At 37.3% G+C, this 22,148-nt stretch carries 19 protein-coding genes; 3 read left to right on the forward strand and 16 right to left on the reverse strand.

The window, feature by feature from the left end; genetic code table 11:
* Positions 1–13: 13 nt before the first annotated feature.
* On the reverse strand, positions 14–1,015 hold the full coding sequence (gene pseB, locus JFU56_RS17300) for a UDP-N-acetylglucosamine 4,6-dehydratase (inverting) (RefSeq protein ID WP_198438518.1): 1,002 nt from the start codon (positions 1,013–1,015) through the stop codon (positions 14–16).
* A 200-nt stretch (positions 1,016–1,215) separates the two neighbouring features.
* Positions 1,216–2,295, reverse strand: a complete 1,080-nt coding sequence (locus tag JFU56_RS17305) for a glycosyltransferase family 4 protein (RefSeq protein WP_198438519.1) — start codon at positions 2,293–2,295, stop codon at positions 1,216–1,218.
* Positions 2,296–2,803: 508 nt separating this feature from the next.
* On the opposite strand from JFU56_RS17305, the gene JFU56_RS17310 reads away from it, so the two are divergent.
* Genes JFU56_RS17310 through JFU56_RS17320 form a run of 3 tightly spaced genes read left to right on the forward strand, consistent with a single transcriptional unit; the run spans position 2,804 to position 5,790 of the window.
* A complete protein-coding gene (locus JFU56_RS17310) occupies positions 2,804–3,868 on the forward strand; it encodes a glycosyltransferase family 52 (RefSeq protein ID WP_198438520.1) in 1,065 nt (354 codons plus the stop codon).
* Complete coding sequence (locus tag JFU56_RS17315; protein WP_198438521.1) at positions 3,865–4,950, forward strand: glycosyltransferase; 1,086 nt, start codon at positions 3,865–3,867, stop codon at positions 4,948–4,950. Before JFU56_RS17310 ends, JFU56_RS17315 begins: the two co-directional genes overlap by 4 nt.
* Positions 4,951–4,968: 18 nt before the next feature.
* Positions 4,969–5,790, forward strand: a complete 822-nt coding sequence (locus tag JFU56_RS17320) for an acyltransferase (protein WP_198438522.1) — start codon at positions 4,969–4,971, stop codon at positions 5,788–5,790.
* Positions 5,791–6,102: 312 nt separating this feature from the next.
* Here the strand turns inward: JFU56_RS17320 and JFU56_RS17325 are convergent, their stop codons facing one another.
* From JFU56_RS17325 to JFU56_RS17390, 14 genes are all read right to left on the reverse strand, one after another.
* Positions 6,103–6,870: a glycosyltransferase family 2 protein gene (locus JFU56_RS17325; protein WP_198438523.1), complete on the reverse strand. Its 768-nt coding sequence runs from the start codon at positions 6,868–6,870 to the stop codon at positions 6,103–6,105.
* 29 nt (positions 6,871–6,899) lie between these two features.
* Positions 6,900–8,204 (reverse strand): O-antigen ligase family protein, encoded by a 1,305-nt coding sequence (locus JFU56_RS17330; protein ID WP_198438524.1) that lies wholly within the window; start codon positions 8,202–8,204, stop codon positions 6,900–6,902.
* A 170-nt stretch (positions 8,205–8,374) separates the two neighbouring features.
* Complete coding sequence (locus JFU56_RS17335; RefSeq protein WP_198438525.1) at positions 8,375–9,799, reverse strand: MBL fold metallo-hydrolase RNA specificity domain-containing protein; 1,425 nt, start codon at positions 9,797–9,799, stop codon at positions 8,375–8,377.
* 141 nt (positions 9,800–9,940) lie between these two features.
* Positions 9,941–10,954 carry a UDP-glucose 4-epimerase GalE gene (gene galE, locus JFU56_RS17340; protein ID WP_198438526.1) on the reverse strand — a complete coding sequence of 338 codons (1,014 nt, stop codon included), beginning with the start codon at positions 10,952–10,954 and terminating at the stop codon, positions 9,941–9,943.
* Between the two features lie 130 nt (positions 10,955–11,084).
* Positions 11,085–12,131, reverse strand: coding sequence for a UDP-N-acetylglucosamine--undecaprenyl-phosphate N-acetylglucosaminephosphotransferase (gene wecA / locus JFU56_RS17345; protein ID WP_198438527.1), 1,047 nt, complete (start codon positions 12,129–12,131; stop codon positions 11,085–11,087).
* A 236-nt stretch (positions 12,132–12,367) separates the two neighbouring features.
* Positions 12,368–13,240 carry a UTP--glucose-1-phosphate uridylyltransferase GalU gene (gene galU, locus JFU56_RS17350; protein WP_198438528.1) on the reverse strand — a complete coding sequence of 291 codons (873 nt, stop codon included), beginning with the start codon at positions 13,238–13,240 and terminating at the stop codon, positions 12,368–12,370.
* Positions 13,241–13,302: 62 nt separating this feature from the next.
* Complete coding sequence (locus tag JFU56_RS17355; protein ID WP_198438529.1) at positions 13,303–14,469, reverse strand: nucleotide sugar dehydrogenase; 1,167 nt, start codon at positions 14,467–14,469, stop codon at positions 13,303–13,305.
* Positions 14,470–14,496: 27 nt separating this feature from the next.
* Positions 14,497–15,927, reverse strand: a complete 1,431-nt coding sequence (locus JFU56_RS17360; RefSeq protein ID WP_305798254.1) for a phosphomannomutase — start codon at positions 15,925–15,927, stop codon at positions 14,497–14,499.
* A gap of 5 nt (positions 15,928–15,932) precedes the next feature.
* Positions 15,933–16,679 (reverse strand): glycosyltransferase family 2 protein, encoded by a 747-nt coding sequence (locus tag JFU56_RS17365; RefSeq protein WP_198438531.1) that lies wholly within the window; start codon positions 16,677–16,679, stop codon positions 15,933–15,935.
* A gap of 31 nt (positions 16,680–16,710) precedes the next feature.
* Positions 16,711–18,141 (reverse strand): mannose-1-phosphate guanylyltransferase/mannose-6-phosphate isomerase, encoded by a 1,431-nt coding sequence (locus JFU56_RS17370; RefSeq protein WP_198438532.1) that lies wholly within the window; start codon positions 18,139–18,141, stop codon positions 16,711–16,713.
* A gap of 69 nt (positions 18,142–18,210) precedes the next feature.
* Positions 18,211–18,660, reverse strand: a complete 450-nt coding sequence (locus JFU56_RS17375; protein WP_198438533.1) for a GDP-mannose mannosyl hydrolase — start codon at positions 18,658–18,660, stop codon at positions 18,211–18,213.
* A gap of 80 nt (positions 18,661–18,740) precedes the next feature.
* A complete protein-coding gene (locus JFU56_RS17380) occupies positions 18,741–19,703 on the reverse strand; it encodes a GDP-L-fucose synthase (RefSeq protein ID WP_305798253.1) in 963 nt (320 codons plus the stop codon).
* A 2-nt stretch (positions 19,704–19,705) separates the two neighbouring features.
* On the reverse strand, positions 19,706–20,824 hold the full coding sequence (gene gmd / locus JFU56_RS17385) for a GDP-mannose 4,6-dehydratase (RefSeq protein ID WP_374221051.1): 1,119 nt from the start codon (positions 20,822–20,824) through the stop codon (positions 19,706–19,708).
* 11 nt (positions 20,825–20,835) lie between these two features.
* A complete protein-coding gene (locus JFU56_RS17390; RefSeq protein WP_198438535.1) occupies positions 20,836–22,095 on the reverse strand; it encodes a glycosyltransferase in 1,260 nt (419 codons plus the stop codon).
* Positions 22,096–22,148: the final 53 nt, after the last annotated feature.

Below are 22,148 nucleotides of genomic sequence, written 5' to 3' on the forward strand. Positions count from 1 at the left end.
GTATTATCACTTGTTATAGCTCTGCCAATTTATCAAAATCACGGATCTGTTGAATATCTAAGAAATCGGGGTTATTACCCGAATGATACTCATAACCTTGCTGCACTGATTGACCGGCCTCATCTAAGCCATTATTGGTGTAATCGATATCTTGGCCGAAAAAAGTAATTGTCGGACAGATGACATAGTGGTCATGAAATTCTAAGGTTAGATGTGAATCATCTTTAGGGCACATGATTTCATGCAATTTTTCCCCTGGGCGGATACCAATAATGTCAGTTTTAATACCGGGCGCATACGCTTCGACTAAATCCATAATATGCACAGAAGGGATCTTGGGAATAAATATTTCCCCCCCCTGCATACGCTTAAAGTTAGTCAGTACAAAATCAACCCCATCTTGCAAGGTGATCCAAAAACGTGTCATTTCGGCATGCGTAACGGGTAATGAGTCCGCACCTTTGGCAATGAGGCCTTTAAAAAATGGTACCACAGAGCCGCGCGAACCAACAACATTACCATAGCGCACACAAGCAAAACGCGTGGGGCCAGTGCCGACCATATTATTAGCCGCAACAAACAATTTATCCGACGCTAACTTGGTTGCACCGTACAGGTTAATCGGATTCGCTGCTTTATCTGTCGATAGGGCAATCACCTTTTCGACTTTATTAGCAATCGCCGCTTTAATTACATTTTCAGCGCCATGGATATTGGTTTTAATACATTCCATCGGATTATATTCGGCCGCAGGAACCTGCTTTAACGCTGCAGCATGGATTACAAAATCGACATCTTGCATCGCTTGCATCATACGTTCACCATCACGTACATCACCTATAAAATACCGCATACAGGGATCATTAAACTCTTGCTGCATTTCAAACTGCTTGAGTTCATCTCGTGATAAAATGATTAAGCGTTTTGGCTTGTAATTGGCAAGAATTGTTTTGGTATATTTCTTACCAAAAGAGCCGGTGCCACCTGTGATGAGAATGGATTTGTTATTGAACATATGTATCCTTGTTTGAACACGAGAAAAACTAAACCAGTGTTCAGCTATCAGCCTCGAGTGTCAATAATCAGCGTGTCATTTAGATATACAATAATTATACCGCTTTTAGACAGATACTAAAATCCCCCTTCTATTACTGTCATTCTTATATAAAGATCAGAGGTAATAGAAAGGGGATTTTATGAAATAGGGCAAAAATATTACAGCTGTTGAAAATATTGTTCAAATTTATCAACAGTATTCTGAGTCGAAAACTCGTTAACTAATCTTGTTTTACCCGCTACGCCAAACTCAATAATAGCTTGTGGATTACTATGGAAGAAGCGTACTTTGTCAGCAATTGCATTAGCATCTTTTACTGGCACAACAAATCCACTAATACCATCAAGCACCACTTCTTTACCACCCCCCGTAGTAGTCACGATTGTCGGTGTTCCACATGACATAGCTTCCATTACGGTGCGAGGTAAACCTTCACCACTGATCGACGGTTGTACTAATACGTCACAAGCGGTAATAATTTCAGGCGCGTCTTTACGATAACCGGTTACATGAATACGATCTTTCATCGGATGTTTAGCGATAAGACTATTGTAAGGTTCTTGATCGAGCCCCTTACCCACTAATACTAAATGAAAGTTATCTAAATCAGTAAGTTTACTCGCTGCATCTAACATAACCTCAATGCCCTTACTCGGGCGTACATTACACGCACACACCACAGTAAAATCAGTTTCCTTAATACCAAATTCAGATAAATCAGCTGCTTTATGCCCATACCAAGCTAGGTTATGTCCTTTATGAATTGTCACGACCTGCTCTTTACCTTTCCAGGCTTGCTGGAGAATATCTTGTCTTACCGCTTCCGATACACAAATAACGCCATCAACACGCGGGTGTAAGATAGTAAGGTAAGCGCTTGGATCATGACGATACAACCCGCCCGTAGTACCGCGGTAAGCAACTAACTTAACGGGTAAACCGATACAGGCAAAGGCAGCATTAGGGATGGTTTTAGAATTGGTCGCATAAACAACATCATAATTATGTGTTTTTAATTCACTACGTAAAGCTTTTATTGTCTCTAAACATATTTTGCGCTTCGGATAACCGAATATCACTTTGATACCAGCCTCTTGATAATAACTCAGAGCATTTGAATCTTCAGGTATCATCACGGTTACGTCATGGCCTTTGTTAGCCAGGCCAATAAATGTTTCAACTTCAGGACGCACGCTATTGTATGCATTGGCACAACCGGGAAATGCTAATATTCTCATTGTAAACCCACAATTTATAATTAAAAATCAGCCACTTAAACATTTGACCGATAGCGTTTCAAACTTTAAAGGTGCATGTTGATTAAACTTATATCTACACTAAATCAATATACACTTAGGTATTACCCATTTTACCATCTAAAAATACAAAAATAATAATAAAATTCAGCCTGATTATTAAATTTTATCGAGGGAACTAATGTATACTTGTACATTAGCACCAAAATTAAAAATCCAATAAGTTATGTTTCAAGTTGATATCTTTTAGAATCGTACAATACGCAGACTCATAACCAAATTTTTACTAAAGGTAATTATCATAAAAGCACAACCTCATTTTCGAGGCCGATTTTACATAAAATTCTATTTTAGAAATTGTCTATTATACATCCAATCCTAATTGACTAAAATCACTAAAATCACCACAATAACTAAAATACTTTGGGATATGATAGAAAATGTATTTAATTGCAGTCTAGCTTCCAGTTCCAAACATAATGAGACTTTAATGGATATATACGTTTGCTCCACGATTAGAAATTTACTTTTTTCGATTTTAAGAGGCTTGTCAACGCATAAAAAAAGTTACATTTTTATGATAACGGACCAACAAAACATAAATAAGAATAATTATGATACGAGCGTGCTTCCTTCAAAGATAGAAATAATTTTCATTCAAAGACAAGATGTAATATCTACAGTGAAAAAAAGTATTTTAGGGCCGTTTATACCATTATTGACCTACACAAATTCAACCATAAACAAGTACATTAAAAACAATATTTGCAACATTTTACTTACACGAAAGATTACTGAAAATATCAATTTTAACAATACTCAGTTAATTGTATTCAATGATAGAAATAGATTGGCTCGTATTTTCATCCTATGCTTTAAAGACTATATAGTGATAGAAGACGGTCTATCTAACTACAGAGGGATGAAATTAAAATTCGTAGAGAAATGTTTGAAAAAGATAACCTCACCAAAACAGAAAATGCGATATGTAGGTGATAATTCTAAATGCTCGAATATTTTTTTATTGAATCCAGAGAATGCCCCTGAATACATACGACCAAAGACAAAAGTTATACAGTTTATAGATCATAATCTTATAACTAAATATTGTTTTCCATTTTTTAATGTACGAAGCGACAACACAACAGTTCAATACATTATTGCTACACAACCTATATCATCTCCTGAATACTTAAATTCCGGTACTGACCTTCTTGTGTATAAAAAAATAGCTAATTACCTTACTAGTAAAAGCATTTCATTTTCATTTAAAATACATCCTAGAGAAAAAACAGAAAAATATGCAAATATAATAGAAAATGCTGATTTTATAGAGAGTAAGATTCCGCTCGAATTAATAATTTTAAAATCCCCTCAAAAAATAAAAATAATATCGGTATATTCAAGTGCTGGTATGGGATTTGAAAAATATTGTGAAAGAATAACATTGATCAATGATAATGAAGTTAATAATATGAATGATACTATCAAATCCTGGACTAAATCTATTGATATGATTGATGATAGAATAACAGAAAAATTAGGCTCCTTATGAATAAAAAAAGACATGTCGTTTTCATTCTTCCAGCTATTAATGGTGGTGGGGCTGAAAAAGTTGTTTTAAATCTATACAAAGCGATGGAAGAATTCGAGAACTGTACCTGCCACATTATATCATTAAGTAATGAAACTGAGTATAACATCGCTAATTTTGATGTTCATTTTATCGATGCATTATCCTCTATAAATAAAAATGGATTTATTAAAAGATTATTATATAAATCTAAAATGGCAAATAAGATAGATGAATTTATTATTAACAATTTTGGATGTGACTCATTAGTTTTATCTAACATGATTTCGTCTGATAAAGTGATGTCAAAAAGTAATTTAAATGTTTATCATATTATCCACAGTGAATATCATAAAACATTATTCTTTAAAAGTTCATTATTTAAAAAAATAAAAACAAAAATAAACATTCAAAGAATATACAAATACCACCCACTAATATTTATATCAAACGGTGTCAAAGATAGTTTTGAACAAATATTCAAACAGTTAAATGAACATATCGTTATATATAACCCTATTGATATAGACAATGTAATATCATTAGCAAATGATAACATTAAAAAGATCGAAGATAACTATATAATACACATAGGACGCTTTAACCGTGTAAAAAGACATGATCGTTTATTGGAAGAGTTTGCGAAAGTAAATACTAATTGTAAACTTGTGCTCGCTGGTTCCGGAAGCCTAAAAGATAAAATAATAAAAAAAATTAATGAATTGAATATTAAAGATAAGGTCATATTATTAGGTTTTAAAGAAAATCCTTATCCATACTTAAAAAATTCAAAGGGCCTGATCATCTCATCAGATTCAGAAGGCTTACCTATGGTCATATTAGAAGCTATGGCATTAAACGTCCCCGTATTATCAACCGATTGTAGCGCTGGAATAAGAGAGCTTTTAGGTGAAAAGAGCACGTGTTTAATTCCGATGGATAATATACCATTAATATCACAAAAAATTGATGACATGCTAATAACACCATCAAAATACACCTTGAAAGTTAGTTCTAAATTCACCCCTAAGTTAATAGCAAAACAATATCATAATTTGAAATGAACTTTCACTGGAGGTTAAATGCCCGTCGTAGATTTGGTAAGTATGTATAGCGATAAAAAAGTTGGAAATAGTATTTTTTCAATTCTAGTTTTATCGTTTAAATCATTTTTTAAAAATAGTAGATTCACTTTCTCTGGAACAGAGCATAACTTCATCTCAATAAATAAAATAAATAGAAAAACTAATATAAAAATAAAATTCAAATCAAAAACAAAAAATAACAGTGTTTTAATCGAGGATGGATTCTCTGGAAAAGTAGATATAAAAATTGTGGGAAATAATAACCACATATATATTGGTCGCAATGTCGTTTTGGATAATGTGAAAATTGAAATTTTAAAAAGTAATTCACACGTAGCAATTGGTGAAAGAGTTTCAATGGGAGAGGGGCTATTAAACGTTTCGGATGCATCTGGTCAGCCTTCTTTGATATTCTCTGGTTCTGAGAATGTTAAAAACGAAAACAAGCCAGATCCCCTTCCGTCCTCTATCGTCATTGGTGATGGAAGTTTGCTCTCTAAAGGTATTATGATGATGACTTCTGATGGCCACCCAATACTAAACTTTAACTCTAAAAAAATTAATAATCATGGCGCAATAACAATTGGAAAGCATGTTTGGATCGGGACGGATGTGAAAATACTTAAAAACTCATCAATTGGAAATGGTTCTATCGTTGGGATGGGTAGTATTGTGACAAGCAAGATACCTTCTAACTCAATAAGTGCTGGAGTTCCATGTAAAGTGATTAAAAGTGAATATGGGTTTTGGGCTCGAAATGTCACCGAAAAAAGTATAGCTTTAGCAAGAAAAGATCTGGAAATGACAACGTTTAATTAAAGCTTTTCTGTCATGGCTAGGCACCTCAGTTCAATCTCAATTTTAGAAGTATCGATTAAAATCAGTTTTTAAACTCAATGATAAACCAATCCATAGCAGCCTTCCAGCTGCGGATTGGTTTACCTACTCTTGGAAGTTACTCTAACTTTAAAATTCACACTGTTCCATTTATCTTGTATCTTCAGCATCACATTTTAATCAGAATTCAGTTCTTTCACCTTAAGATATAATTGCATCACATAATACCCTTTATTCGTAAAAGAAAAAAATATATCAACTTATATCGTTACTTTGAGCTGATAAACTAATCTTTTAGTGTTTTTTTGTATCCTTATATTTAAATTTCAATAATGCATATTTGTTAAAGGTATATTGAAATTGTATTACAGCGATCAAAAAGCCAATACGACCATCTAAAAAACCGCGACGTAAAAAATAATGGCGAATAAAAGCAAATACAGCAGACAATGAACCTTTTAACATTGAGCCTTTTTTACCTTTATTATATTTTTCAAGCGCCCAAGCCTCAGCGTAACCAGTACGTTTTTGTAAATAAACATTCAGGTCAGAAAAAGTATAATGTAATAGATTATGCTGTAAATCTGTAATCGGCGCATCTTTACACTCTAGCGATTCATGCACCATATTTTGATTATAACGGTAGCGACTACGATTATAAATACGCGGTAATTTATCCGGGTACCAACCACTGTGATAAACAAATTCACCACAAAAATGCGTTAAACGGTTAACACTAAATACCTGTTCAGTATTAGCATTACTGACTGCAGCTTGAATTTCTAACGCTAATGTTTCGGGAACAACTTCATCAGCATCAATTGAGAATATCCAGTCATTAGTTGCTAAGGCTTCAGCACGACGTTTCTGTTCACCAAAGCCTGGCCAATCTTCGCGTACAAATACTTTATCGGTATATTTTTTAACAATAGCAAGTGTTCCATCTGAACTTCCCGAGTCAAGTACTACAATTTCATCCGCCCACATTACTGATTGTAAGCATGCTTCGATCTTTTTTTCTTCATTCTTACAAATAATGCAAACTGATATTTTGTTATTCATTGCTGGTACCTTATCTGATGATAATAAAATTAATTTTCAACCTCTTTCTTTGCCAAGGCTAACCCACTACCCAGTAGAATAACCGTCATCAATGGATAAAATATAGCGCCAGAGTTATGTCTAAACATTGCCTGTGTTAAGCAATAACCCATCATCATAATGACGCTTAATACCCCACATTGCGCAATGGTTTTGACCTGTTCATTACCATCTCGATATAATTGTCTAAAAATAAACAAGGGAGCAATGAAAATCCCCATTAATCCAATAAATCCAAGAATGCCTCTTACAGCTAAAGTTTCAAAATATTGGCTATGTGCATGTCCAGTCAAATAGTTAGAGGGAATACTAATCAGACCTTCAGCTTGCCGTTGAGCTCTCAACTCATTTCGCGTTTCATAGCCGACACCTACAAAGGGTGCTTCAATAAATGTATAACCCGAATCACGCCATAATTCTAAACGAATACCTGATGATGACTCAGATTCAGGCATTTCCCCACTTTCATACATATCAATCTCCCGAGAAAGTTGCTCGATACGCGATGATTTCTGTTGCATTGTCGGTGTTATGTTAATAACAGTAAGCATAGACAATGTTGGTACTATGATAATGATGAATGCAACAAGTGTTGTTTTAGTTTTTTGTATATACTTTCTATTTATATATAACAAGAATAGGATAGCAATCGGGACAAAAATCCAGCTACCACGTGAACCAGAAAGATAGCTGCCGGAAATACCAAAAGCGGCACCAAAGCTACATATTATGGATGTAATTAGTGCTGTTTTTTTTAGATAGTAAGTGGCTATTGGCAAACATATAATACCAAAAGTCATAGCTATATTACCCGATTGGATCGGCATGTAACCTTTAGAAAAGAAATCATAGCCAGACGAAAATGCACGTCCTTGACCATAATGAAAAACCAAAATTAGAGCCGCTGTACCAGCAATATAACTTGCTACGACAATACTGTTTGAAACCCAAGAAAAAGGAGGAGGATAACGAAGTAAGGCTATGAAAATAGGAATACATAAAATGAATCGACTAGGGCCATCTAATTTCGACAAGCTATCTCCATTTAATAGCGCTGAAAAAACAAATATACCAAAATAAAATAAAAATGCTCCTATCAATACTTTTGTATCTTTAGTTAAGGTTTGACGAGGAGTTGAAAATAGAACAGGTAAAGAAAATAGCAATAAAATAGCGGGTATTGCTTTATAACCTTTCCCGTATGCTAGACATAAAATAGGAAATAGGCATGCTAATATAGGTATCAGTTTACCGCTAACATTGGTATTTAATTTAGTTATTGTATTAATTTTCATTTAAATCTAGAAGCCTATTTCATGTGGATTTTTTCAGTAAAATTATAGTATTCACCCCTAAGATGAACGCCATATTTTCAATTAGACATTATGTATAATAACCTTACTAATTTAGACGATATATTAGCTTCATTCACGCAACATATCAAGATTAGATATATCTACTAACATTACTCTATTGGCCGCAATATCCGCGCACCTGGCACTAATGTTCCTAACTTTTCAGCAAGCACAGCTTTAGCCGCTTCATCCCCGTGCACTATACGTATCTCGAGTGGCTGATGTTTGATGTGTTTAACAAAATTAAGTAAATCTTGCTGATCGGCATGGGCTGAATACCCACTGATAGTATGAATACCAGCGTTAATGCTAATGCGTTTATCATTCAGCGTTACATAACCACCAGCGGGCCCATATTTCTGAATATCTCGACCAGGTGTTCCCTTGGCTTGATAGCCAACAAAAATCACATTGGCTTTACTATCAGGTAGAAACTCCGTGAGGTAATTGACAATGCGTCCGCCGCTGCACATGCCACTGGCGGCGATGACGATAGCGGGTTTGTTGCACTTGGCGAGATAACTCACCACGCTAAGGTGGTCTTGATGAGTGTCTATGGTGTGCAGTTGTTCGAAGTTAAGCGGATGACGGCCTTGTTTTAATATGCCTTGTGCCTCTTTGTCCCAGAGTTCTTTAAAGTCGCGGTACTTAGTGGTGAAATTAGCGGCCATGGGCGAGTCAACGATGATTTCGATATTTTTCCATAAACAGCCTTCTGGTGCAGCATGAATAAACTGTTCTATTTCGTAGAGTAACTCTTGAGTACGGCCAATGCTGAATGCCGGGATTAACACTACGCCATTATCACTGACCGCATGTTCAATCACGGCTTGTAACTTTTGACTACGTTGGTTGCGGTGTTCGTGGCGCTTATCACCATAGGTACTTTCAATAATGAGGGAGTCAGCACGATACGGTGCCCGAGGCGCAGATAATAACGGGCTGTAAGATGCGCCTAAGTCACCAGAGAACACTAGTCTATGGCGATGAATCGGTTTATCCGTGGCCAGTTCAATTTCGACATAAGCAGAACCAAGGATATGCCCTGCGGGACAAAAACGGATCTTTTGGCGTTGATAGCAGATCTCGCCTTCGCCTATATCTTCCGGCGGTATTTGCAGCACATCAATAAAGCACCATTTATGATAAGGCACAGGTATTAGTTGGTTGTTTAATAATGACAGGCAAGCTTGGATGAGTTTGTGATCGCGGGTAACACCAACTTTAAGGGCATCTCCAATAACCAGGGGGAGTAATGCTGCGGTGGCTTGGGTCGCGTATATTGGACCAGTGTAGCCTGCGGCTAATAGATAGGGGATGCGACCAACGTGGTCAATATGGCAGTGGGTGATGATGAGCGCTTTAATGGTGCGGACATTAAAGTCGATAGATAGTTGGTCTTTATTATTGTTACCTACAGCTTCAGAGCCTTGAAATAGACCGCAATCAATCAATACTGAATTATAGTCATTCATATACAATTGATGGCAAGAGCCAGTCACGCCATTAACGGCCCCGTGATGTAATATACGCATTGTTCCATCCTTGGAAAGCTAACTAAACGATAAATAGGGCTATCGATTTTAAAGTAAATCATCGAATTAGTTTAAAGCTTGGTTCCAAGGAAGGTAATAGGTCAATACGCTTATTTAAGTACGGTTAAACGAAAAATACGGTTAAGCTTTGTAACCATCAGGATTATTTGATTGCCAGCGCCAAGTATCAGCCATCATATCGCTAATACTACGCTCGGCTTTCCAACCTAATTCACGTTCAGCCAGATCGGTAGCGGCATAACACTGGGCTATATCGCCTTCACGGCGTGGTGAGATTTGATAAGCAACAATTTTACCTGAAGCGAGTTCAAAAGCTTTCACCATCTCTAATACGCTATGACCTTGGCCAGTGCCTAAGTTATACGTCACTAATCCAGGGTTGGTCATTAGCTTGTCTAAGGCTTTTAAATGACCTAAGGCTAAGTCAACCACGTGGATGTAATCACGCACACCGGTACCATCAACGGTGGCATAGTCATCCCCAAATACATTTAACTGCTTTAGTTTACCCACTGCGACTTGTGAGATGTAAGGTATTAGGTTGTTCGGGATATCATTTGGATCTTCACCAATCAGACCACTATCATGTGAGCCGACAGGGTTAAAATAACGTAAACGGGCAATGTTCCAGCTGTTGTCTGATTTATATAGATCGGCAAGAATTTCTTCGACCATTAATTTCGAGCGGCCATACGGGTTTGTTGCCGACGTTGGAAAGCTTTCATCAATCGGTACAGACGCCGGTTCACCATACACTGTGGCAGAAGAACTAAACACAAAGTTCTTCACATTGTTCGTTGCCATCACTTCTAGGATGTTTATTGTCGCAGCAATGTTATTACGATAATACGTTAACGGAATCTGATTAGATTCCCCTACCGCTTTTAAACCAGCAAAGTGGATCACAGCATCAATAGTGTACGTGGTAAATATCTGCGTAAGTAACTCACTATCGACTACATCACCTTGATAGAAGGTCACCGACTTACCTGTGATAGATTTAACACGAATTAATGATTCATCACTTGAATTACACAGATTATCAATCACAACGACATCTTGATTGCTGTTTAATAATTCCAATACGGTGTGGCTACCGATATAGCCAGCGCCACCAGTGACTAATATTGCCATAAACTGCTCCGGTTCTATTTAGCTATCTATTTATGAATAGAGCTACATTGATATTCGAGTCTTGACCCCAAGTATTAAACGCAATCGCGATACATCTATCTGTATCGCTTTATAACAAATAGTTACAAGCTTAGCTATTACGCCAAGTACGAATCTTTGCAGTAATAACCCAAATCTTAGATAATAATAATTGGTAGATAAAAAAGCAAACCAAAAACAATATCAGCATGATGTATTCCGGTATACCGACGATTTCAGCATAAATACCAAACGAAGCATAAGCGATGGCAATCGCGCAGATAACGCATAAGTTTTGGGTATTGTCTAATCCTAACCGTTGGAAGATGTGGTGTAGGTGTTCTCGATCGGGTTTGAACGGGGAGTCGCCACGGCGAATACGACGGATCATAATAGCAGCCATATCCATTAATGGTACAGCAATTAGCCATAACGCGGTAACTGGGCGTAATGGTGCTTCACCTTGTTGTGTTGATAATAATAAAAACCAAATAACCGTAAATCCTATTAACATACTTCCCGCATCCCCCATAAACACTTTACGTTCACGCCCTAAAAAACCGAGGTTGAAAAGAACGTAAGGTAAGATGATAACAATAAGTACTAAACATAAATAAGCTAGATTAGCTTGTCCATCAAAGCTAAGTATAAAGCCTAAACCACCAAGCGTAACCATAGATAATCCACCTAGCAAGCCATCAATACCATCAACCATGTTAAAGGCGTTAATTGCGCCGACCACAGCGATCACTGTCACAACGTAGCCAATCATACCTAAGTCAATATTCCCAAAACCAAGCATATCACCCAACGTATGTAACTGAATATCCGCTACTGACATCATAGCAACAGATAATCCTGCTTGTACAACAAAACGTATTTTGAAACTCAGGTCATATTTATCATCCAAGGCACCGACAAGGGTTAGGATAAAAATAGATAGCATGAACAAACGGTAGTTCGGTAATAGCTCCGGATTATTAAATAAGAAATACATAAACGAAATACAAATCGTAATACCACCAACCAAGGGAATAGCACCGCTGTGATGTTTACGTGCATTTGGCTTATCAACCAAACCTATTCCTTTTGCTACTTTACGCATGGTAAATAGCGTCACTAAAGAGAAAAAGAAAACAAAACCGAGTTCGATTAACATGCTTTTTATAACCTTGATAAATTTAAAATAAGATGAGTATAATTGATAGCTAGTATACCTAAAAGAAAGTAGGCATGGGTTTTAATGGTTAAATAATAGTGAATAAATTGAAAGTAAACAATATGAAATTAAAAATGTGCAGTGATTAATGGACGGTAGCCATAAAATAATAATCAGAACTGAATATGGTACTATACCGCTACACATTCAGCTCTGAGTGTGAATAAAAGAAGAGATTAAGCTGATTTTCTTTCAGTTTTCGCTTTATCTAATTCCGCTTTGTCGTCTTTTAAATAAACATTATCGTAACAGTAGTTTATCGCATCGATATAACCATCTACTGAACCACAGTCAAAACGTTTACCTTTAAACTTATAGGCAATCACACAACCTTGTTGTGCTTGTTTTAACAATGCATCTGTAATTTGGATCTCACCGCCTTTACCTGGTTCTGTGTTTTCGATGAATTCAAAAATATCTGGGGTTAAGATATAACGCCCAATAATGGCTAGATTACTTGGTTCGGTACCTGATGCCGGTTTTTCTACCATGTTCGTCACACGAAATAGATCTTCACGGATCTCATCGCCAGCGATCACACCATATTTATGGGTTTCACCTGCAGGTACTTCTTCTACAGCAACAATCGAACAACGGAACTGGTTGTACAAAGCAACCATTTGCTCGAGTACACCTTTCTCTTCATTCACACATAAGTCGTCAGCAAGTACCACCGCGAATGGTTCATCTCCCACCAATTCGCGACCCGTTAGAATTGCATGACCTAAGCCCTTCATTTCACGTTGGCGAATATAAGTGAACTGCGCTGCATCGATAATACTACGAATATCGTCTAACAAGTCTTCTTTGTTAGTACCTTGAATTTGATCTTCAAGTTCGTAGTTTTTATCAAAATGATCCATTAGCGAGTGCTTACCACGACCAGTAACAATACACATACCGGTCATACCTGCACTGATCGCTTCTTCAACGCCGTATTCAATTAATGGTTTGTTAACCACTGGCATCATTTCTTTTGGCATTGATTTAGTTGCAGGCAGGAATCGAGTTCCGTAACCTGCTGCAGGAAATAGACATTTTTTAATCATTATAACTTCCGAGTTTTAAGTTTTAAGTTTTAAGTTTTAAGTTTTAAGTTTTAAGTTTTAAGTTAATCAGAACCAAAAAGATCACGGGTATAAACTTTATCTGCAACATCAAGAAGCTCTTCAGCCATACGATTAGATACGATGACATCTGATGTTGCTTTGAATTCATTTAAGTCCTTTATTACCACAGAGTGGAAGAACTCAGACTCATTGAGTACCGGTTCATAAATGACCACTTCAACACCTTTGGCTTTCAGACGCTTCATAATGCCTTGGATACTTGAAGCACGGAAATTATCAGAACCGGATTTCATGATTAAACGATAGATCCCTACACGCTTTGGATTGCGCTTTAAGATGGCACTCGCAACAAAATCTTTACGCATAGTATTTGCATCAACAATTGCGCCAATAATACTATTTGGTACGTCCGAATAATTGGCTCGTAATTGTTTAGTATCTTTAGGTAAACAATAACCACCATAACCGAATGAGGGGTTGTTATAATGATCACCAATACGAGGGTCTAAGCCTACCCCTTCAATAATTTGACGTGTATTCAAATCATGTGATTCAGCATAAGAATCTAGTTCATTGAAATAAGCCACGCGCATTGCAAGGTAAGTATTAGAAAATAGCTTAACCGCTTCAGCTTCTGTTGAGCCAGTAAACAATACCTGAATGTCTTCTTTTACTGCGCCTTGGACGAGTAAACCAGCAAAAGTTTCTGCACGCTCACTGCATTCACCGACAATAATGCGAGACGGATGCAAGTTGTCGTATAACGCTCGACCTTCACGTAAAAACTCAGGTGAGAATATCAAATAGTCACAACCTAGCTCTTGCTTAATACGCTGCGTGTAACCCACTGGCACAGTGGATTTTATTACCATAACCGCCTTAGGGTTGATAGCCATCACGTCTTTAATCACAGACTCAACTGATGATGTATTGAAATAATTATTTTCCACGTCATAATCTGTTGGTGTAGCGATTATCACATAATCAGCATTTTGGTAAGCAAGTTGCTTATCCAGTGTCGCAGTGAAATCAAGATCTTTATTCTTCAAAAAATCTTCAATTTCAACATCAGAAATCGGTGATTTTTTCTGATTTAATAGATTTATTTTTTCTTCAATAAGATCAACGGCAATCACTTCATTATACTGCGCAAGTAACATCGCATTTGATAAGCCTACATAACCAGTTCCGGCAATGGCTATTTTCATTCTAATTCCCTCTATACAGCGCTATTCTTAGGCTGTGATACTAATTAATTGGATCTGCTGCAATGCATGGTTCACTAAATATTGCGCTTGTTCTATTGAATTTGATTCCGCATAACAACGTAGTTCAGGTGCATTACCCGACGGACGGAAATGGATAATATCACCCGTCATTAATGTCAACCGCAAACCATCGGTAATATTGACTTCAGCTACAACTAACTCAGAAAAACCTAATTTAGCTAAGAAATGATCCGGTTGTTCTTTCGCAACTTTTAAAATAGCTAAGCTTTTTTCTGTTACAAAATTTTGAATACGATCACTGTGAGTTATTCGTTGTGGTAATGCGTTAACTAACGCTGAGATATTCATTTCACTTGCTGCAGCTAACAACATTAATGCAGGTAATACAGCATCGCGCGTTGGTAATGCTTTAACTAGTTTGTTATTAACAACAACATCAGAACCTAATAAGAAACCACCATTAGCCTCAAAACCAGCAATCGAATCATAATCTTTAGCTAATGCTTCAAATTCAGCGATGACATATGGTGAGCCGATTTTAGTACGCGTGACATGATTAAATAACTCACAATTTTCAATTGCGGTATTACAGCTCACGGGTACAGCTAATGCTTCTATATTCATCGCATTAGCACATAATAAACCTAGTACATCACCACGCAGCCAATCACCATTTTCATCCGCAACTAACGGGCGGTCTCCATCACCATCAGTAGAGAAGATAAAATCGAGATTGTATTGTGCTGACCAATTTTTCGCTTTTAGTTTGTCCCCTTCTGATACGGCTTCAGTATCAATAGGTACAAATTCATCACTACGCTCAAGTGCAACCACATCTGCTCCAAGCGCAACAAACATATCGGCATACAGATCACGACCTGCGCTAGAATGCTCATAAATACCAACGCGTTTACCCGCAAGTAATGTGCTATCAAATAAAGAGGTATATCGCTCAATATAGTCGACAGCAGCTTTCGTATTTGTTACTAATTCAGGCAGTTCAGAAATAGCGTCAAATTCAGCCTCGGCATTTAAGATATCTCCTTCATCAGATTTACTTATCTCACCGTCGGGACGATAAAATTTAAGGCCGTTACGATCAAAAGGAATATGACTACCAGTGACCATTATGCTCGGTATGTTATTTTGCATTGATACATAAGCTAACGCGGGTGTTGGAACAACACCATAATAAATAGCTTCAATACCAAGTTGATCTAATGCTTTAATGCATGCTTGTGCCATCGCGGGACTGCTAGGTCTATTATCAATCGCGATAGCGACTTGCTTAAATGTAAATTGCTTTTTCATACAGCTAATAAAAGCATGGGTAAATGCTGCGCAAGTATTCACAGTAAATTCAGTAACTAAACCACGAGCACCACTAGTGCCAAATTGTATGCCTGATTGTTGTATTTCATTAGAACTGATTAACATCATAATTATCTCTTAAAAAATTGTGGAATTTTAGATACGTTTTTAATAACAACAGCTTGAACCCAAGAAATACGACTATTTTTTAATGCTCGAATATCTTCTTTCGTTTTTAAGATTATATTTTTTAAATCTCGATTACTTGCCCCACCCACTCGCATTTTTATGGTCACTTTAGGCAAATAACTTATTGACACCTTGTTCTGCCATAAATAACGTAAAATAGAGTCGTAATCAGCCGCAATTTTAAAAGATAAGTCAAACATTCCAAATTGCTCATAACAAGTACGTTTCATATAAAAGGTTGGATGAGGTGGCATCCAACCTTTGGTTAGTTTCTTTCTATTGTATGTACCGGATTGCCATAAACGTACAATAGTATTGATATTATCTTTATTGACGTATTGTAGATCAGCATAAACAGCATCAGTATGCTGCTCATTAAAGGTTGCAACAATATCTTTAACTGCGTCAGGATAAGCAAATAAATCATCAGAATGAAGGTATCCGATAATATCACCAGTAGCCGCTTTAATACCTTTATTCAAGGCATCATAAATACCCTTATCAGGTTCACTGATTATGGTTGTCACACGTGGACATTGTTGCTTGATGACTTCCAGCGTATTATCGCTTGAAGCACCGTCAATAATAATGTACTCTATATTTTTATAACTTTGCTTATTCAATGACTCTAACGTATCGTTAATGGTTGCTGCACTATTATAAGTTGCAGTGATAATCGAAACTTTCATTACTATTTCCCAGAACTAAGTTTACCTTAGCTTAAACGCGACCATATTTATCATCAAAACGAACAATATCATCCTCACCAAGGTACGAGCCTGTTTGCACTTCAATCAATTCAAGTGGTAATACACCCGGATTTTCTAATGCGTGAATTTGGCCTAATGGAATATACGTCGATTCATTCTCTGTCACTAAGAACGTTTTATCACCGTTAGTAACACTTGCCGTGCCTGATACAACAATCCAATGCTCAGCTCTGTGATGGTGCATTTGAATCGATAATTTAGCACCCGGATTAACCGTAATACGCTTGACTTGGTCACGCTCACCAAAATCAAGGGAATCATATTTCCCCCAAGGACGGAACACTTCTCGTTGATGTTTGAACTCGTAGCGATCTTGTGCTTTTAACTTTTCAACGATGGTTTTCACATCTTGAACCTGGTCTTTACAAGCGACTAATAACGCATCTTTAGTTTCAACTATCACTAAGTTATCAATACCAACCGTCGTTACAAGTTTATGACCGGCATTAATGTATGAATTAGTGGTATTGTGCGAGATGACATCACCGTGATTAACATTACTATTCTCATCTTTCTCACTCACTTCCCATAATGATGAGAATGAACCGACATCACTCCAACCTGCATTCATTGGCACGACGATAGCATCAGAGCCTTCAGCTTTACAAAGAGGTTCCATCACTGCGTAATCAACAGAGTCTTCAGGACATTGGGCAAAGATATCAGCGCTAATGCGGGTGAAGTCTAAGTCTTGTGTTTTATGCTCATAAGATTGTGTGCATATCGCGAACATATCCGGTGAGAATTTAGCCAGCTCTTCAAGATAGCGTGAGGCTTTAAACATGAACATGCCGCTATTCCACAGATACTCACCTGAATCTAGGTAGGTTTGTGCTGTTGTTAGATTTGGTTTTTCTACAAAGCTATCAACATCAAAGCCAATCGCTTCATTGCCTGCATGTTTAGCTCCTTGCTTAATGTACCCATAACCTGTTTCAGCATGCGTCGGCACGATACCAAAGGTAACGAGCTTACCTTGCGCGGCAAAGACTTTGGCATCCAGCACAGCTTGTTGAAATGCGGCAACATCTTTAATCACGTGGTCAGCGGCTAATACCAATAATAAAGGGTCATCACCTTTAGCGACTGCAGCCAATGCAGCCAGTGTAATTGCTGGTGCAGTGTTCTTGCCCATAGGTTCAAGGATAATGTCACCTGCCACGGTATTATTAGTACGCAACTGCTCTGCAACAATAAAACGGTGTTCGTTATTACAAATAATCAACGGGTTTAAGCATTTACTATTATCAAGACGATTAATCGTTTCTTGTAATAAGGTATTTTCGTTTAATAATGCTAAAAATTGCTTTGGGTGCAGAGCGCGAGATAAAGGCCATAAGCGTGAACCGCTACCGCCTGACATGATTACCGGTAAAATCATAATAAACCTTAACTTTTTATTTTTAAATAATTGAATATGGAAATTGATTCTTAACATCAATTTTTGACGCTAAGTAAAATACCACTTACTGTGTTGATGTACGTCAGCTTGTGTTAGTAACGTTGTAACATCCAACCATTGGTATTGACTGTGCTGCTCTGTAGGCAGTGACAACTGAGACTCATCAACTGTTATTTCGTAACCTAATACCACATAATGCGTTGAGAGCTGTTCGCCGAATACACTGTCATCATAAAAATGTTCAAAAGGGCCAAGTAATGTAGCTTGCTCAATAGAACAAGTTAGTCCGAGTTCATGCTGACAAAGTCGTGTGAATGCAGTTTGCATCGATTCATCTTTTTGAATACGGCCGCCAGGTACAAACCAATAACCTTGCGCTGGTCGATTGGTTCTAAACCCGAGTAACGCTTGACCCTGTGGGTTTTTAACCACAAGGTCAATCGAGATAAGCGGTGTTGAATCGATAACAGTTGCAAATGTATTGTTATCTAAAAACATAAATCTCCGAGGAGAAAAGAGAAAGGATACAGCAGGGCCTATGACTTTGACCTTGCACCTTTCAAACTTTCTCCCTGCTTCTATTTCCTAAACGAATCTTGATTATCAAGGAACCACTGATAAGCACTTTGTAAGCCGGATTCTAAATCTACCTGATAACACCAACCCAAATTAGCTAAACGGTCTACGTTCATTAATTTACGTGGTGCACCATCTGGTTTACTGCTATCAAAGACGATTTCGCCGTTAAAGCCTGTTACCTTCGCAACCGTTTCAACAAGTTCACGAATCGTGCAATCAACACCCGTGCCGACGTTAATATGACTTAACATCGTGTCGGTATTTTCAGCATACGTATCTTGCGTTAGGTTCATCACATAGATAGACGCTGATGCCATGTCATCCACATATAAGAATTCACGCATTGGCTTACCACTGCCCCATGCAATAACCTCACTGTCATTGTTTAACGCGGCTTCGTGGAAACGACGTAACAAGGCAGGAATAACATGCGAGTTTTCCGGATGGAAGTTATCATTTGGACCATACAAGTTAGTCGGCATTACACTGCGGTAGTTACGACCGTGTTGACGATTGTAAGACTCACACAATTTAATACCGGCAATTTTGGCAACTGCATAAGGTTCATTGGTTGGTTCGAGCGTACCGGTTAACAAGGTTGATTCAGCCATTGGTTGCGGTGCAAGTCGTGGGTAGATACACGATGATCCTAAAAACAATAAGTCTTGTACGTTGGCGTTATGCGCAGCATTAATGATGTTACTTTGAATCATCAAATTTTCATAAATGAAGTCTGCAGGATAAGTATTGTTACCCGCTATACCACCAACTTTCGCTGCAGCGAGATACACTTGGTCAATAGACTCCGCTGAAAAAAATGCATTCACAGCTGCTTGATTGGTTAAATCAAGCTCACTGCGGGTTCTCAATACAAGCTCAACATCACCTTGCGCCTGTAGTTGACGCACGATAGCCGAACCAACCATACCGCGATGACCTGCTACATAAATACGTTTTTTCATGATTAACTTTCTTTTGTTACAGAAATAGAATAACCGTGCGCTTTAAGTAATGCGTGTTGCTTTGCTTTAGCCAAGTCGTTTTCAACCATTTCAGCACACATTTCTTCAACGGTGATTTGTGGCTCCCAGCCTAATATCTCTTTGGCTTTCGATGGGTCGCCAAGCAATGTTTCAACTTCCGCAGGGCGGAAATAACGCGTATCAACTTTCACAATAACATCACCGACTGATACACCTTTGGCGTTATCACCCGTAATGCTTACAACTGTTGCGATTTCATCAACACCTTCACCAGTGAACTCAAGTTCGATACCCACGTTTTGTGCTGAGATACGAACAAATTCACGAACTGAGATTTGCTTACCCGTTGCAATAACGAAATCGTCAGCCACACCTTGTTGTAACATCATCCACTGCATGCGAACGTAGTCTTTTGCATGACCCCAATCGCGTAGTGCGTCCATGTTACCAAGATATAAACATGGCTCTAAGCCTTGAGAGATGTTAGCAATTGCACGAGTAATTTTACGTGTTACGAATGTTTCACCACGGCGTGGAGATTCATGGTTGAATAGAATACCGTTACACGCATACATACCATAAGATTCACGGTAGTTCACAACAATCCAGTACGCGTACATTTTTGCAACTGCGTACGGTGAACGCGGATGAAATGGGGTGGTTTCACGTTGTGGAATTTCTTGTACTTCACCGTAAAGCTCAGACGTTGATGCCTGATAGAATTTAGTCTTTTTCTCTAAGCCTAAGAAACGAATCGCCTCTAATAAGCGTAACGTCCCCATTGCATCAACATCGGCAGTGTATTCTGGGCATTCAAAAGAAACGGCAACGTGAGACTGAGCGCCTAAGTTATAGACTTCGTCAGGTTGCACATCTTTAATAATACGCGTCAGGTTTGACGAATCGGTTAAATCACCATAATGTAAGAAAAATTTTTGATTTTTTTCATGGTTATCTTGATAAATATGGTCAAGACGTTCGGTATTTAACGATGATGCACGGCGTTTAATACCGTGTACTTCATAGCCTTTTTCTAATAGTAATTCAGCCAAGTATGAGCCATCTTGGCCTGTTACACCGGTAATTAATGCTTTTTTCATTTTGAACAACCTTAATCAATTGTATTAGTATTATAAATTTCATCTAGAATAGGTAAAACAACTTTTGATGAATAATTTTCAAGTATTTTTTTTCTGCCAAACTTACCAAACAAACTTCTTTTCTTTTGAGGTAAAGACAATATTTTAGCGATTTTAAGGGCTAAATCAGAAGTGTTAAAAGCCTCTACTGTAAAGCCAGATAATCCATCGTCTACGATTTCTGCAACCGCAGAGTTATTAAAACAAACAACAGGTGTCTCACATGCTAAACTTTCAGCTGCAACTTGCCCAAATGATTCGATGCGAGAGGGCACAATAACCACGTCTGAAGCTGAATATATACTTGCAAGTTGAGAAGGATCTGATACATGCCCTGTATAAGTAACATCAAAACCTAAAAAACTAGTTTCCAATTTTTTTTCACCTCCAAAAATAAGTAAATGAATATTTAAATCCGTTTTGAACCCTTTCAGTTGATTAAGTGCATCAGTCAGTAGATCATAACCTTTAAGATAATTAGATGTACCTCCAATTGCACCAAAACAAATAACCATCTTGTCCATAGGCACGAACAAAAAATCTCGTGCTACTTTGATAGGCTTTGGTTTAAAAATATCTACATCGATAATATTAGGTAAATACTTAACGGTGAGGTCATTCAAAAGGAAGCTTGATTTTGCTCTCTCAACCATCCACACCGAAGGAGCTGTAAAAATCACATGGTTTTTTGTCAAAGAACTTTTCAGACGTAATTTACGATTAAATACCCACTTATCTAAATCTAAACCTCTAACATTATTGTTTGTTGATAAATAACCATTGATATATCGAGTAGGGTCTAAGCTATAATGCTCAGAACCACTAAAAAACCAGTCATCGTGCAATGTAATGAAAAATCGACTTTTATATCGGCCAAACCATGTATTTAATCGCCGCAAAGAACAGGTTTCATTATTAAACCAATGTAGATGAATTATGTCAGCATCATGGTCAATAGCATTAGCGACATGCATTGAACTAAATATGTTAAGGGAGTGCTTAGTTTTATTGTTAGACTTTTGTAATTTACATAATAAAAAACTGATACACCTTAAAAATAAATGAACATAATAACTGAATTTATTGGGCCCAGAAATATTCAACTCAGACGATTTTTTTTCTGCAACAATGAATTTAACATCGTATTTATTTTTAATTAGTTGGTATTGTTTGTCAGCAGCTATTGCTGCGCCCCCTCTTTTATCGGAAAAAGATATTAAATTTATTCTCATAATAAACTCCAAATAAACAATTAAAACAGGCATACTTAAGTGGTGAATCAAAA

The sequence above is a fragment of the Moritella sp. F3 genome (assembly GCF_015082335.1).
In the GTDB taxonomy this organism is placed as follows: Bacteria; Pseudomonadota; Gammaproteobacteria; order Enterobacterales; family Moritellaceae; genus Moritella.

Bases quoted from the DNA above. Each gene is read 5' to 3' on its own strand.
- JFU56_RS17360 (WP_305798254.1), bottom strand. From the start codon at position 15,927: ATGTTAATCAGTTCTAATGAAATACAACAATCAGGCATACAATTTGGC.
- JFU56_RS17320 (WP_198438522.1), top strand. From the start codon at position 4,969: ATGCCCGTCGTAGATTTGGTAAGTATGTATAGCGATAAAAAAGTTGGA.
- JFU56_RS17335 (WP_198438525.1), bottom strand. From the start codon at position 9,799: ATGCGTATATTACATCACGGGGCCGTTAATGGCGTGACTGGCTCTTGC.
- pseB (WP_198438518.1), bottom strand. From the start codon at position 1,015: ATGTTCAATAACAAATCCATTCTCATCACAGGTGGCACCGGCTCTTTT.
- JFU56_RS17305 (WP_198438519.1), bottom strand. From the start codon at position 2,295: ATGAGAATATTAGCATTTCCCGGTTGTGCCAATGCATACAATAGCGTG.
- JFU56_RS17370 (WP_198438532.1), bottom strand. From the start codon at position 18,141: ATGATTTTACCGGTAATCATGTCAGGCGGTAGCGGTTCACGCTTATGG.
- galE (WP_198438526.1), bottom strand. From the start codon at position 10,954: ATGGCAATATTAGTCACTGGTGGCGCTGGCTATATCGGTAGCCACACC.
- wecA (WP_198438527.1), bottom strand. From the start codon at position 12,131: ATGTTAATCGAACTCGGTTTTGTTTTCTTTTTCTCTTTAGTGACGCTA.
- JFU56_RS17380 (WP_305798253.1), bottom strand. From the start codon at position 19,703: ATGAAAAAACGTATTTATGTAGCAGGTCATCGCGGTATGGTTGGTTCG.
- JFU56_RS17390 (WP_198438535.1), bottom strand. From the start codon at position 22,095: ATGAGAATAAATTTAATATCTTTTTCCGATAAAAGAGGGGGCGCAGCA.
- JFU56_RS17310 (WP_198438520.1), top strand. From the start codon at position 2,804: ATGGATATATACGTTTGCTCCACGATTAGAAATTTACTTTTTTCGATT.
- JFU56_RS17325 (WP_198438523.1), bottom strand. From the start codon at position 6,870: ATGAATAACAAAATATCAGTTTGCATTATTTGTAAGAATGAAGAAAAA.
- JFU56_RS17375 (WP_198438533.1), bottom strand. From the start codon at position 18,660: ATGTTTTTAGATAACAATACATTTGCAACTGTTATCGATTCAACACCG.
- JFU56_RS17365 (WP_198438531.1), bottom strand. From the start codon at position 16,679: ATGAAAGTTTCGATTATCACTGCAACTTATAATAGTGCAGCAACCATT.
- JFU56_RS17315 (WP_198438521.1), top strand. From the start codon at position 3,865: ATGAATAAAAAAAGACATGTCGTTTTCATTCTTCCAGCTATTAATGGT.
- galU (WP_198438528.1), bottom strand. From the start codon at position 13,240: ATGATTAAAAAATGTCTATTTCCTGCAGCAGGTTACGGAACTCGATTC.
- JFU56_RS17355 (WP_198438529.1), bottom strand. From the start codon at position 14,469: ATGAAAATAGCCATTGCCGGAACTGGTTATGTAGGCTTATCAAATGCG.
- JFU56_RS17330 (WP_198438524.1), bottom strand. From the start codon at position 8,204: ATGAAAATTAATACAATAACTAAATTAAATACCAATGTTAGCGGTAAA.
- gmd (WP_374221051.1), bottom strand. From the start codon at position 20,824: ATGAAAAAAGCATTAATTACCGGTGTAACAGGCCAAGATGGCTCATAC.